At 51.0% G+C, this 13,389-nt stretch carries 9 protein-coding genes; 6 read left to right on the top strand and 3 right to left on the bottom strand.

Going from position 1 to position 13,389, the window contains the following annotated elements:
* Nucleotides 1–238: 238 nt before the first annotated feature.
* From F1593_RS10615 to F1593_RS10590, 6 genes are all read left to right on the top strand, one after another.
* Nucleotides 239–3,499, top strand: a complete 3,261-nt coding sequence (locus F1593_RS10615) for a helicase C-terminal domain-containing protein (protein ID WP_149401537.1) — start codon at nucleotides 239–241, stop codon at nucleotides 3,497–3,499.
* A gap of 219 nt (nucleotides 3,500–3,718) precedes the next feature.
* The gene (locus F1593_RS10610) at nucleotides 3,719–4,993 is read left to right on the top strand and encodes a hypothetical protein (protein WP_149401536.1); all 1,275 of its coding nucleotides are present in this window, start codon (nucleotides 3,719–3,721) and stop codon (nucleotides 4,991–4,993) included.
* A gap of 91 nt (nucleotides 4,994–5,084) precedes the next feature.
* Entirely contained in the window at nucleotides 5,085–5,429 is a 345-nt protein-coding gene (locus F1593_RS10605) for a histidine triad nucleotide-binding protein (protein WP_149401535.1), read from the top strand.
* 28 nt (nucleotides 5,430–5,457) lie between these two features.
* A complete protein-coding gene (locus F1593_RS10600) occupies nucleotides 5,458–6,630 on the top strand; it encodes a glycosyltransferase family 4 protein (protein ID WP_149401534.1) in 1,173 nt (390 codons plus the stop codon).
* Nucleotides 6,627–7,781 carry a glycosyltransferase family 4 protein gene (locus F1593_RS10595; protein WP_149401533.1) on the top strand — a complete coding sequence of 385 codons (1,155 nt, stop codon included), beginning with the start codon at nucleotides 6,627–6,629 and terminating at the stop codon, nucleotides 7,779–7,781. Before F1593_RS10600 ends, F1593_RS10595 begins: the two co-directional genes overlap by 4 nt.
* 11 nt (nucleotides 7,782–7,792) lie before the next feature.
* Nucleotides 7,793–8,908 carry a glycosyltransferase family 4 protein gene (locus F1593_RS10590; protein WP_149401532.1) on the top strand — a complete coding sequence of 372 codons (1,116 nt, stop codon included), beginning with the start codon at nucleotides 7,793–7,795 and terminating at the stop codon, nucleotides 8,906–8,908.
* 42 nt (nucleotides 8,909–8,950) lie between these two features.
* Here the strand turns inward: F1593_RS10590 and F1593_RS10585 are convergent, their stop codons facing one another.
* From F1593_RS10585 to F1593_RS10575, 3 genes are all read right to left on the bottom strand, one after another.
* Nucleotides 8,951–10,111 (bottom strand): serine/threonine-protein kinase, encoded by a 1,161-nt coding sequence (locus F1593_RS10585; RefSeq protein ID WP_149401531.1) that lies wholly within the window; start codon nucleotides 10,109–10,111, stop codon nucleotides 8,951–8,953.
* Between the two features lie 156 nt (nucleotides 10,112–10,267).
* Nucleotides 10,268–11,545 carry an FHA domain-containing protein gene (locus tag F1593_RS10580; RefSeq protein WP_149401530.1) on the bottom strand — a complete coding sequence of 426 codons (1,278 nt, stop codon included), beginning with the start codon at nucleotides 11,543–11,545 and terminating at the stop codon, nucleotides 10,268–10,270.
* 224 nt (nucleotides 11,546–11,769) lie between these two features.
* Nucleotides 11,770–12,978: a protein kinase domain-containing protein gene (locus F1593_RS10575; RefSeq protein WP_172632035.1), complete on the bottom strand. Its 1,209-nt coding sequence runs from the start codon at nucleotides 12,976–12,978 to the stop codon at nucleotides 11,770–11,772.
* Nucleotides 12,979–13,389 lie beyond the last annotated feature (411 nt).

The following is a 13,389-nucleotide window of genomic DNA, read 5'->3' as shown; positions in this document are numbered from 1 at the left end:
CTAGACATTACTCGATGGCAGATATATTATATAGTGTGAGAATTGTAAGCGTATATGCGTGCACTCTCATCTCAATTGCAGTTAGTGTATATTATACACTATATATACTCTACCAGGATACGTCTGTCAAGCTCCTGGCTCAACTCCTAGCTTTATAAAATTTGTTCTAACAGCAGGCCTGTGTTATACTGCACACCTATGAACAAAATGTAGATCCACTATTTTCGAGAGGTATAGAATGGCAGAGGTAGAGCTTAAGCAGCTCGGCTTATATGATATCACCGGACTGCTGCATGAGAGTTCTACGAGCACCTTGTATTCAGGAAAACATCGTAAAAAAGATGTCCTCATTCAAAGGCTTACGACTCCCCTTACGGCTATAGAGGATAAGATTGTCTTTCTGGCTCACACAAAGCAGCTCAAAAAGGTAAAGGCTCGCACGATTGTTCCACTTATAGAAGCTAATTTTGATGGCGACTATGGCTATCTCGTCTTCGAGCACACGACCGGCACACCACTCAACGAACAGTTGGAGCTTACCTCTGACGCATGGCTCACCCCGGTAGATGTCCGACTCTACTTATCACCATTAGCAAATGCCTTGAGCTATGCCCACAGCCTCCACGTCATACATGGGAACCTGCATCCTGGCAATATTTTGATCGACAAGCAACGTGAGATTCTGCTGACTGGCTTTGCGATAACCCCACCGGGCTTTACACCTGCCCTGGAGGATGAAACTGCGGCTGTCCCTTATATGGCTCCAGAACAGCTCCAGGGCCAGTTCACAGGAGCCAGCGACCAGTATGCCCTGGCTGTCATTACCTACGAATGGCTCTGTGGACGCCGTCCTTATCCAGCCACCGACCGTACGCAGCTCCTTCAGCAACAACAGCACGAAGTCATCATACCACCGCGCAGCCTGAATTCCGCAATCTCCGCCACGGTCGAAGAGGTCCTGCTGCAAGCACTGGCCCTTGATCCTACCCGGCGTTTTCCTCATATCAAGGCGTTCGCAGATGCTTACTTGAATGCTCTGCTCGGAATTTCCAGGCCGATCACCCCGCCAGTCCGACATGCGACAGTACCCACGGCCCCGGTTCTTCACAAAACAGTCACGACACAGCCTATAACAGTACCAACTATTCTTGATGAACTACCAACAGCAGCACTCGAAGATGCACCAGCAGCAGCAGCAGATTTGCCAGATACAGGGCCATTACCGCTAGAAATCACACGGGTAACAAAGAAAACAGCCGAGAAAAAAACAACCGCGAAGAAACCGTCAAAACGCAAAAAAAAGACCGAACAGGTAGAGGCTGAAGTGGAAGTTACGGTGGATAAGGAGGATGAAAACCAGGGCCCAGCCCAATCCTTGCCAATCATCGAGCATGAAGAGGCTGGAAACAATCTGCTACCATTGGATGTGGCGGCGCGCGTAATAGAGCAGGCTGAGGAAGCAAATCTAGATGATGCTCCGGTCAAAGATTCGCGTCTGGTCACGATGGTGGCCGAAGATCTACGCCAGGGTGGCGTGCTGTCACGCCGCCTGCCCGGCTATGAAGAACGTCCCGCTCAGATTGAGATGGCGACGCTGGTCTCACGTGCAATCAGCAAAAAAGTACCGGCCATTATTGAGGCTGCGACAGGAACCGGTAAATCCCTGGCGTATCTGGTACCGGTAGTGCGCTCGGGACAGGTTGCGATCATCAGTACTGCCAATAAAGCCCTGCAGGAACAGCTCTTTTATAAAGATATCCCTTTTGTCCAAAAGCATATCAAGCACTTTGAGGCGGCCCTGGTCAAAGGTGTCAGCAACTATATTTGTCTGGATCGCGTTGAAAGTGAACGCATGGGGATGCAGCTGTATACCAAAAACACAGATTTTCAGCATCTCTACGATTTTATCCATGATCCTGAAACTGGCCTGGATTTCAATGGAGATTTCGAAACGCTCGGCTTCAAATTATCCGCTGATATACGCGGGCGGGTTGCTACAGATAGTGATCAGTGTGCCTGGTCAAAATGCGCCTTCTTCGATGACTGCTATGTGCGTCAAATGCGTGAAAATGCGGAGGCCGCGCAAATCATTGTGGTCAATCATACACTTTTACTGCTTGATGCTGCCATCGGCGGCTTCTTGCTTCCTGAACGCGATCTGATCGTACTGGACGAAGCCCACCATTTAGAAGAAGAGGCAACCCGCTCCTTTACGATCACGATTAATCCAGCCCAGATCCAGACACTGCTGGCCCAGCGTGCGCTTAAAACGCATAGCCAGTTGACCCTGCAAGATGATGCTATGCGCGCCGCCCAGGTACTCTGGCAACGTCTCGAACAGGGAATCAATCTTGGCTTTAAAGGACGCGCCAATCTCGAAATACCGCTTGAAGAAGGTCTGCATCTGGCTACAGCCATTTCAGACCTGGGCGATTCAATGCGCAAACAACGTCCCAAAGAGCTGCCAGAGAAAGAGGGACAGCTTTATGATAAATTGCTCAAGCGTGTCCAGAATCTGGCTGAAAATATTCGCATTGTCTTTTCGGTCGCAGAGCGTGACAAATTTGTCTATTATATAGAACGCGCCGAGAACTCATCAGCACGCGGACCGGTACTACAGGCCTCGGCAGCGCCGCTGGATGTGACCGAGTGGCTTAAAGAGCGCCTCTTCAATAAATGCAATGTAATCAGTACATCAGCGACCCTGGCAACGATTGGACCCAATCCCGCTCGGCCAGAAGAGAAGGGGCCGAATTTTTCCTATTTCCGTCGCCGCATCGGCTTAGATCCAATTGAGCGTACGGATGTCATTGAAAACATCTTGCCTCTGACCTTTGATTATGAAAACAACGCCCTGCTCTATACCCCACGTCACCTTCCACCACCCACCTTTGGTCAGGGCGAGGCGGAATATATCCATGATCTGGCGCTTGAAATGTATCGGCTGGTCAAATACTCACATGGGCGCGCCTTCCTGCTTTTCTCCAGTAAGCGTGTCCTCGAAGGAGCCTATACATGGATGGCCCCCCATCTGCCCTATCCCCTGCTTAAACAGGGCGATATGTCGCGGCTTGAGCTCACACGCCGTTTCCGCGCAGAGGAGAATGCTGTACTCTTTGGCCTGAAAAGCTTCTGGGAAGGAGTGGATATTGCCGGTGATGCGCTCTCCCTGGTCGTGATTGACAAACTCCCCTTTGATCCGCCCGATGATCCAGTCCATGAGGCACGTGTCGCACATATGAAAGCAGCGGGTGAGAACTGGTTTGGCATCTATGTCCTGCCCCAGGCGGTCCTGCGCCTCAAACAGGGCATTGGCCGTCTGCTACGGACGCGTGAAGATAGAGGGGTGATGGCGATTCTCGATACGCGTTTGCATACCAAAGGGTATGGACGAATGGTGCTCAACGCCTTACCACCTGCCCCTCGTACCATGAATATTCGCGATGTTGAACGTTTCTTCAAACAGCAGGAAAACACAACAAATAGCCCATACTCCTAACGGAGCACCCTGAACCATGAAATTGCTCCCAATTTCAGAAGAATTAGAAAAATACTGAAACACTACCTGAGAAGAAAGTACTAAGAAGTACAGCTACTACAAGCCCTTCAATGTGCTTCCTATCCAGGTGACATGTGCAAGACAACCTGATATACTAAGAAGTGCATTCCGACGCATAATTTAACATTCAAAATTTCGACAGTACAGGGGAGTTCGCGCATGAGCAAAACAAAAATGCGCTGCATTACCTGTGGCAAGTGGTTTCAGTCGGCTAATGCTAGAGAAGTGACTTGCCCTGATTGCACGCAAAAAGCCAGAAAAGAAAAATTGGCGACGAAAAACGCGCCACCCGTGTCAAATAAAATTGCAGGTTCTGGGGTTCAGAATGTTGCCAAACCTGTCGTACCACCCAAACCAAAACCGAAACAGGGCCAGGGGGGAACTAACCAATGGCTCGATAATCTTTCTGATGTGAAAGTGGGACAACCAGACGAACCACCACAACGCCCTAAAGTGGCACCTCCTGTACAAAGAGATCGCAATGCGGGACCAGGAGGCTCAGGAGGCTATCGCCCCAACTATAACGCAGCTAATGCTGGTCCCAATACGAAACGCGATGCACGGAGTTATGGGCCTGGGGCATACCATGTCAGCAACGGTGGTGGACTTGCACCTTCACCAGGACAACGTCCACCCCAAAGCTATCGACCACCCACTGAAGGTGGCCCTACCCGTAGTGGCCCAAAACCCTGGGCAAAAAGTGGTCCTCAGGGCGGCACTAAACCATTTAAAAAGCAGCGTCCGAGCAAACCAGCAGCACCACCAAAGCCCAGGCGCGAAAAAATACCACCACCAGCGCCATTTGAGCCAACACCTGAGCAGATTACCCGGGTTGAAGAGCGCTATCTAGCCCTGGCACAACCAACAGAATTCGATGGCATCCGTACGCAGATTGCGAAAGAATTTAGCATTCCGAAAAAAGCAGTCAAAACGATTATTAAAAACTTACGTGATCGCCAGCATATGCCTAGCTGGTGGGAGATCCAAACCTACAAAGGCAGCCAGGAAGAACTAGAGCGTATTAAGAAGACGTATGAGCCGTATCTGCCCATTCCACCCGTTGGCGTGCATAAGCTGATTGCCGAGGCGATAGACTTGAAACCAGGTACAGTCTATCAAGCGATCAAAACTATTCGTGTTGAATTAAATTTGCCACAATATAATGATCCTTCCTATCATGAAGAAGAGCTTGCCGAAATCATCAAAAAGCAGCAGGCCAAAAAAGAAGCTGCCGCCGCTAAAAAATTAGCCGCTGCCGCTAAAATAGCAGCAGATGAAAAAGCGGAACAGACAGTCACATCGCAAGACAAGCCGCATGCTGAGGATGAGGTAAAGTCGGAGGAGAAGAAACCTTCAGAGGATGTGTCTGCAGGCGAGCATACGTTACAGCCAGAGCTTGTGACGGATGTCAACTCAACCTCAGAAAAGGATTAAATCATTCGTGGTCATTTTAATGAACTAGCCAGACCAGCCAGGTGGATGATCCTGTCTCAACAGCTCTTCCATCTGGTTTTTGAGGTTATACATGGATAATAATTGTATCTTCTGTAAAATTGCAGATGGTCGAATTCCGAGCACAATTGTCTATCAGGACAATGAAGTGGTCGCATTTAAGGATACAAATCCTCAAGCTCCGGTACATGTTCTGCTCATTCCACGACGCCATATCGCTTCAATAGCAGAGCTAACACCAGAGGATGAGCCTGTGATGTCCGCTATCTTTGCAGCCGCGCAAAACGTGGCGCGCCAGGCAGGGGTGGAACAGGGCTACCGTTTCTTGACCAATGTCGGACGACAAGCAGGACAAAGTGTCTTTCATCTACACTTTCACCTCCTCGGTGGCCGCGACATGACCTGGCCTCCCGGCTAAGAAGCATCACCAGTACAAAGGTAATTTCATGCGTATTGCGATTGACTATACAGCGGCGATTCGACAGGGAGCGGGTATCGGGGCCTACGTACGTAACCTCGTTGCCGCACTGCTCGCTCAGGATACCGAGAACCGCTACACATTGCTTACCAGTGGACGCACCTCAACGGAGCGTCCATTTCCACATGCCGACAATCTCCGTGGACGCCATCTCTGGTTGCCGGATCGTTATGTCAATATTCTCTGGTACCGATGGCGCGTCCCCGTGCCTGCGACGCTCTTTACTGGTCCAGCAGATATTTATCATGGACCAGATTTTGTCTTGCCTCCACTCGATAAGCATGTACGCAAAGTGGTCACTATTCACGATCTTGCTTTTTTGGAGCATCCAGAATACGCCGTGCCGGAATTATCCTCTTATCTCCGTAAAGTCGTTCCAGAAGCGGTGGCGGCGGCGGATGTCGTTGTGACCGTCTCCAGCGAGGTGAGCCGTACCTTGATTGAGCATTTCCATACGCCGCCCGAAAAACTGGCGGTCGTACCAATCGGGGTACAGCCCTATTTCCGCCGTATTACTGATCCAATCTTACTGGCAGCCACCAGCCATAAGTTCAAGCTCAAACAGCCCTTAGTGCTGGCAGTAGGAACGCAAGAGCCACGCAAGAACCATAAGAATCTCATCAAGGCTTTCTATCAGGCACAGAAGCAAAAAGGGGGTCCGGCGCTGCTGGCTATCGCTGGCGGTACTGGCTGGCTGTATGAAGAAACGCAGCAACTGGTGCGCGAGCTCAAGCTGGAGCAGAAAGTGCGCTTTTTAGGACGTGTCACCGATCACGAGCTGATCACACTCTATAGCATGGCCGATGTCTTTGCCTTTCCATCCTTCTTTGAGGGCTTTGGCATTCCACCATTGGAGGCTATGGCCTGTGGCGCGCCCGTGATTACATCAAACACATCCTCCCTGCCAGAAGTAGTGGGAGACGCGGCCCTACAGATTGATCCTCACAATGTGGATGAACTGGCCCATGCCATCACGCGCATTTTACAGGATGAGCCGCTCCGTGAAGATTTGCGCCGGAAAGGCTATCAACGCGTGCAGCAGTATACCTGGGAACAGGCAGCACAGAAGCTCTTGAGCATCTATCAACAGGTCCATGCGGGCACCCAAAACTTTGCAGAGAAGGCAGAAATTATACTATGAAAATTGGCGTCAATGCACATTTCTTCCAGTTTCCTGCGACTGGGAGTGGTCAATATCTCATCCATTTGTTGAAGGCCCTGGCCGAAGTGGATCACCACAATCAATATGTCCTGCTCGGTCCACAGCCGCTAGCTCATCCGCCAGTCACAGAATATCCTTATCTGGCCCGGCCTGTGCCAGCGCCAGCCGCGAAGTCTGAGAACATCGAAAAGGTGCTCTGGGAACAATTCAGCGGCCCCCTGGCGGCCCGGCGTGAAAAGGTTGATCTCTATCACATTCCACACTTTGCGCCACCGCTCTTCCCGCTGACGCCAACAGTCGTGACCATCCATGATGTCATCCCACTCCGTTTGCCAGCCTATCAAGCAAGCGGAAAAATCAAAGCATATAACAATCTGGTGGCACGTGCGGCCCGACATACGACCCGTATCATTACTCCCAGCCAGCATGCCAAACAAGATATCATCGATGCGCTCCACATTCCCGCCGAGCGGATTGATGTGATTTATGAAGCTGCGGGCCAGGAATATCAACCAGTCACTGATCCAGCCAGAATCGCAACAGCACAGGCACGCTATGGCATTGGGGAACGCTATGTCTTTTATCTTGGCGGTTTGGATCAGCGCAAAAACGTACTGCAGTTGATACGCGCCTTTGCACACCTGACAGCCCAGCTCAACGATCCTACTCTTCAACTGCTGATCGCAGGCAATCCCGATTTGAAAAAGGGGCCACTCTTTCCAGATCCACGACCGCTCGCGCGGGAATTGGGCATCAGTGAGCGCATTGTCTATCACTTTATTGAGGAAGAAGATAAGCCAGCACTCTATAGCGGTGCCAGCGTCTTTGTCTTTCCATCACTCTATGAAGGCTTTGGACTCGATCCTCTGGAAGCGATGGGCTGTGGAGCACCAGTGGTCTGCTCAAATCGAACCTCGTTACCAGAGGTCGTTGGTGACGCGGCCCTGCAGATCGATCCAGATAATACCGAGGCGCTGGCAGCGGCTATGTATAGCGTGCTCACTAATCCTGAATTACGGGCTGATCTCTGTGCCCGTTCACTTCAGCAAGCCAGACGCTTTGATTGGGTGCGGGCAGCACAACAAACCCTGGCGGTCTATGAAACGGTTCTGGCACAAAGGAAGAAGTAAGAAGAACAACTATGCGTGTATTGATGATTTCTAAAGCCCTGGTTGCGGGCACTTCGCAACGCAAATTGGAAGAGATTGCGAAATTTCCCGATGTTGAGTTAACCCTGGCGACTCCTCCCTACTGGCAAAGCGATGATGGTAGTAAGCAGATGCTAGAACGCCTCTATACCAGCGGCTATCGCATGCTTGAGACACCTATTGCCTTCAACGGCAAATTTCACTGGCACTACTATCCCCAACTGGGTAAGATCATGCAAGAGGTGCGACCGGATATTGTCCATATCGACGAGGAGCCGTACAATCTGGCAACGCTGCAGGCCATGTATTTAGCACACAAGCAGCAGGCACGCGCCCTGTTCTTCACCTGGCAAAATCTTTATCGCAACTATCCGCCACCATTTCGCCAGATCGAAGGCTACAACTATCGCCATGCCGCGCTGGCGCTGGCTGGCAATCGTGACGCCGCTGAAGTACTCAAACGCAAAGGCTACAAAGGTGTCATTCGTATCATCCCTCAATTTGGTTTCGATACCGATATTTATAAGCGTAGCCAGACCCGCACACCTCGTGCCAGCGACGCTCCCTTCAGCTTCGGCTTTATCGGTCGCCTCAAAGAAGAAAAGGGTCTTACCCTGATGGTTGAAGCGTTGACCTATCTTCCAGCCTACTGCCAGGTCGTTTTTGTCGGGCATGGACCGATGAAAAATATCCTTGAAGAGCAGGCGCGGCGTCTGGGTGTCAGCGACCGTGTGATCTTCAAGCCGGGCGTTCCTACCGCTCAAGTGCCGGGCGAGATGGAAAAGTTGGATGCCTTTATCCTTCCTTCACTCTCACGTCCCAATTGGACCGAGCAATTTGGTCGCGTGCTGGCAGAATCAATGTCCTGCGAAACACCTGTGATTGGCTCTAACAGCGGCGAGATTCCCTATGTGATCGCTGATGCGGGTCTGATCTTTCCGGAAGGTGATGCACGTGAACTCAGCCGACGTATTCAACAGCTTCTGGATGATCCCGACCTCTACGCGACCCTGGCACAGCGCGGCCGACAACGCGTTCTGGATCATTATACTCAGGCCCAGATCGCTCGTCAGACCTACGAAGCCTACCAATCCATGCTCGGGAATTAGCATGAAGAGACGGGATGCTGAATACCGTTACGTTCAACAGGCTTAAATAGCCAGTGGTTGACCACATGCGGTACAAAAACGATTGCCAACAGGATTGCGCTCACCACAGACGGTACATTGGTTTAGCAAGTAGCCACAACGTGTGCAGTAGCGCATCTGCGGTTTGTTGAGATGCTGACAGTTAAAACAGGTGTAGAGCATACTCTGACGGTTATCTACCATAGTTGGTGTGCGCGGCGTGGGTGGCTGGAATAGCGGTGATATGATATGTGGCGGCATCAGGTGCGCAGGCAAAAATTGCCCTCCTATCGCCTGCCCCAGGTAACTATTGTTGATTGATGGCGCTGAATTGTGGATGATTGCTAATGCTTGATTAAGCGCCTCACCCATATCGCGAGCTGTTTGATAACGTTGCTGCGGATTCTTTGTCAGGGCCGTCAGGATAATTTGTTCAATCGCTGGATGAATGGCTGGATTCAAGGATCTTGGTCGCGGTGGCTGCTCGTAAATATGACTATGCGCCAGGGCGGGATAATTGTCGCCAACAAAGGGAGTGCGTCCAGTTTGAGCTTCAAAGAGCATCACACCCAGTGCGTAGATGTCCGCACGACCGTCCACAGGGCCTCCCTGACATTGTTCTGGTGACATGTATTCAGGCGTGCCAACACCCGCCCCAGGACGCGTTAGATTGGCCTGTGTGCTGGCCAGCACTTTGGCAATCCCAAAGTCAGATAAAATCGGACGTCCCGAACGATCCATCAGGACATTGACGGGTTTGATATCCCGATGAATGACTCCCTGCGCATGGGCATAGGTTAACGCATCTGCAAGCTGCGTAAAGATGGAGATGAGCTCAACATTATCAATGGTTCGTCTCTCAAGCAGTAAGTTATCGAGACGTTGCTTCAGGGTACCACCATCTACAAACTGCATGACAATATAAATATGACCGTTCTGTTCGCTTGCATCATGAACAGTCACAATATTGGGGTGCGTAAGCGACGCAACTAATCTGGCCTCCAGATTGAAGCGCTCTACGAAACTACGGTCAGCGGCATACCAGGGTGGTAGAACCTTTACAGCGACATCGCGCCCCAGATTTTCCTGATGTGCCTTATACACTCGAGCCATTCCCCCCTGCCCAAGTGTCTCAAGAATGCGATAATTGCCGAGCGTTGTTCCAATCAGATCGTCTTGCTGCATTATGTCCCAGGGCCACGTAAGGGGTTGTCATACCTGTAGACCTATGTTGCGTCTGGTTCTGGCAAACTCCTTCGTGGCCCTTTCCCTCTCTAAATGGCGCTGTTATGCGAGCGTAGAATAGATTTGCAATGGTGCTGATACGAGATATGTTTCCACTTATTTCTTGGCAAAGACAAGGACGGTTTGGCCAAGTTGGACACGATCTCCCTCTTGCAATGGATAGGTCTGGAATTTATTGACCAACTGCCCGTTGACCTTGGTTCCATTAGCACTACCTTCATCCTTGAGTGCGTAACTCCCATTTCCCATATTGACAAGCGAAGCGTGCAAACGCGATACGGCCAGATCCTCAAGGAAAATATCACTTTCACGGCTACGGCCCATGCTCAGTGACTCTTTGCGGATCTCATAGATGCGACCAGGCTCTTTACCTTCATCCACACGGACATATCCTATGCCACCACCTGATTGCGTTCCAGGAGAGCGCAGCATCGTTTTATCGTTATCAGCTCCATTCGCCGCATATTGACCATAACTATCCTGTCCTGGCTGCTGTGGCTGCTGCCATGATGGGGCCTGTGATACAGGCGCTGGTGCAGGACTGCCAAAATTACTGCCGCTCTGTGGTCTGGGAGTAGCTCCCCAGGGATCTTGTGTCTGTGGCTGTGGCTGATTCCAGGCTGGATTAGCCGGATTGGCCGGATTACCATAGGCGGTGGGAGGCTGTGGTTGCTGAACAGGTGCAACTCCCCATTGCTGACCAGATCCACTTTGTGGCTGTGACTGAGGCTGTGGCTGACTCCAGGGATCTTGTGGCGCGGGCGCGGTGGCTTCCCAGGGGGCCTGACCCGCGTTCTGATTGCCCCATGGTTGCTGCTGTGGCGGTTGATTTATACCACTCCAGGAATTATTCGCTGCGGGCTGCGCGGGATTCTGTCCCCATTGCGGCTGCTCTGGTTGTCCCGCGTTCTGTCCCCAGGCAGGCGCTGGTTGCTGCGGCTGCGCATTAGCAGCACCCCAGGCAGGCTGCTGGGCAGGAGCAGCACCCCAGGCATTCGCGCCCGCTTGCTGCTGACCAGCCCAGCTATTTTGCTGACCCGCCATATCGGGAGCATTCCAGCTATTCGCCTGCTGCTGTTGTCCGGGTTGCTGGTTCCACCCTGCGGATGATCCGGGTTGTTGGTTCCATCCCGCGGCTGACCCCTGCTGATTCTGATTCCAGGCAGCGCCAACTCCAGGCTGTCCCTGGCGCTGCCAATCGCTGGTACCACTGGCAGAGATAGGCGGTTTGACAGGATTTTTCTTGCCGCTACGCAAAATGAAAAGACCCCCAAGACCCATGATAATGGCAAGGACGACAATAGCTCCGACAATGAATGGGGTCGAGATAAGGCTGCCCATTACTGCCAGGATTGTGAGATTCGGCTCTCTCATAACAGTTCACCCCTCTAAGCGTAGGGGCGGCAATAAATCTCGCTGGTATTGTCTGGCCCGGTTTTGCCAGAGCAGACGCGATGTGCTGCCACCCGATCTGAATCGGGCACCCGGAATACGGGTACCCCTACAACTGCGACTTAGTGCTATTCACACCACTGCGATCGCAATATTACTTTGTATTCGTATCATTTTAAAGTTGAACCTAAAAAGCTGTCTTTCTATTATCGCAATTCAAAACGTACCTCGACGCTCCCAAAGCGTAAAACGTCTCCATCTTTGAGGGTGCGTTCCTCGTGTGGTGTCAAGATTACTCCGTTTAAACGCGTCTTATTCAGAGCATTCAAATCTTCAACGGTATACGTTCCCTTTTGGTTACGCAAATATGCGTGCCTTCGTCCTACAGTTTTATCCGCCAGGCTGATCTCAGGGTAAATGCCCAGGGTAGGATCTTGCCGACCAACAACCATTTGCTCCCCTTTGAGAGGCGTGATGAGCCCACTAGAAAGAACGATGATACGTGCCTCTTTCACCTGAGGCGCCGGTGCTGGCGTCTTGCTGACAGGTCGGTTCCCAGCCTCGGAGCGTATATCTCGTGGCATGAGCTGCGTGAGCAGCTCAAGCGAGGCAATGAACTCCTGCGGCGTAGCGAAACGATCAGCAGGCGCTTTTGCCAGCGCTTTTTGCATGAACGCATCCGTTTCTGGCGGCAAATCGGGCCGTAAGCGGCAAATAGATGGAACCTTGTCATTGATTTGTTTGATAACGATGTCTACCGCTGTATCCCCTTCGTATGGAGGACGACCAGCTAACATCTCAAACAAAACAGTAGCCACCGAATAAAGATCCGAACGAGTATCCGCTGAGCGCCCACTTTCAGCCTGTTCGGGCGAAATATAGTAGGCAGTTCCCATAAATACATTCGATTGCGTCAGTGTAACAGTGTCCCGACCGCGGGCAAGACCAAAGTCGGTAATTTTTACTATGTTCTGGCTATTAATGAGTATATTTTGTGGCTTTATGTCTCTATGCACTACGCCTTGCTTGTATGCTGTATCCAGCCCTTCAGCAATTTGCCGCGCATAGTCAATCGCATGTAATGGCTCCATGGCCCCTTGATTAATCATATGATATTTCAGGTTTTGTCCATCGATATAATCCATTACAATGTAGTGCATATTGTTGTCATTTCCATAATCAAAGATACGCACGATATGTGGATCACTGAGATTTAAAAGAATATGTGCCTCTCTCTGAAAACGAGCTAACAGTTCATCATCGCTTGAAAGCTCCAGGTGCATGACTTTTAATGCGCAAATACGGTTATCTTCCAGGTCGCGCACAATGTAAACGGTGGCAAAGCTGCCACGTCCACGTTCGTCAATAAGCTTATAGCGACCTTTGATGACACGACCTATCATGTCACCGTTCATCGGCGTGAACTCCTCTAATAGTAGGCTACTGTTAGCGGCTACATTATACACCATCCATTCGCTTGTGTCATGGTGCTATTTTGTGGTGGCTGGCCGCCTTTTGCTCGCAGGGGATATCGTTAAGGATACCCCTTCGTTGTCGCGCAAGGATCAAAGGGATCAATAAGAAGTGCTCACAGGTAACTACGATCTGTTGATCTCAACGACATCGACTGAGCATCGCCCTTCTACAATGAAGAACGCCAGTCCAGGTAACATTTCACACCTATGGGTATGGTGTACTATTTATGCCTGCTTCTTGTCTCTCACCGCATGCCTTTATGTCCTATTTTCCAAGCATATGGATCATCCCGAATTTTTCGAACAGGCATTCGATCCACTTCAATCCGCTCCGCAAGCGAGGTTGCAAGG

This window comes from Dictyobacter arantiisoli, from assembly GCF_008326305.1.
GTDB lineage: Bacteria > Chloroflexota > Ktedonobacteria > Ktedonobacterales > Ktedonobacteraceae > Dictyobacter > Dictyobacter arantiisoli.
The sequence above is the reverse complement of the archived record's forward strand: the minus strand, read 5'-3'. Positions and strand labels throughout refer to the sequence as shown.

Coding starts and splice junctions, on each gene's coding strand:
- F1593_RS10605 (WP_149401535.1), top strand. CDS start 5,085: ATGGATAATAATTGTATCTTCTGTAAAATTGCAGATGGTCGAATTCCG.
- F1593_RS10580 (WP_149401530.1), bottom strand. CDS start 11,545: ATGAGAGAGCCGAATCTCACAATCCTGGCAGTAATGGGCAGCCTTATC.
- F1593_RS10595 (WP_149401533.1), top strand. CDS start 6,627: ATGAAAATTGGCGTCAATGCACATTTCTTCCAGTTTCCTGCGACTGGG.
- F1593_RS10615 (WP_149401537.1), top strand. CDS start 239: ATGGCAGAGGTAGAGCTTAAGCAGCTCGGCTTATATGATATCACCGGA.
- F1593_RS10600 (WP_149401534.1), top strand. CDS start 5,458: ATGCGTATTGCGATTGACTATACAGCGGCGATTCGACAGGGAGCGGGT.
- F1593_RS10585 (WP_149401531.1), bottom strand. CDS start 10,111: ATGCAGCAAGACGATCTGATTGGAACAACGCTCGGCAATTATCGCATT.
- F1593_RS10575 (WP_172632035.1), bottom strand. CDS start 12,978: ATGAACGGTGACATGATAGGTCGTGTCATCAAAGGTCGCTATAAGCTT.
- F1593_RS10610 (WP_149401536.1), top strand. CDS start 3,719: ATGAGCAAAACAAAAATGCGCTGCATTACCTGTGGCAAGTGGTTTCAG.
- F1593_RS10590 (WP_149401532.1), top strand. CDS start 7,793: ATGCGTGTATTGATGATTTCTAAAGCCCTGGTTGCGGGCACTTCGCAA.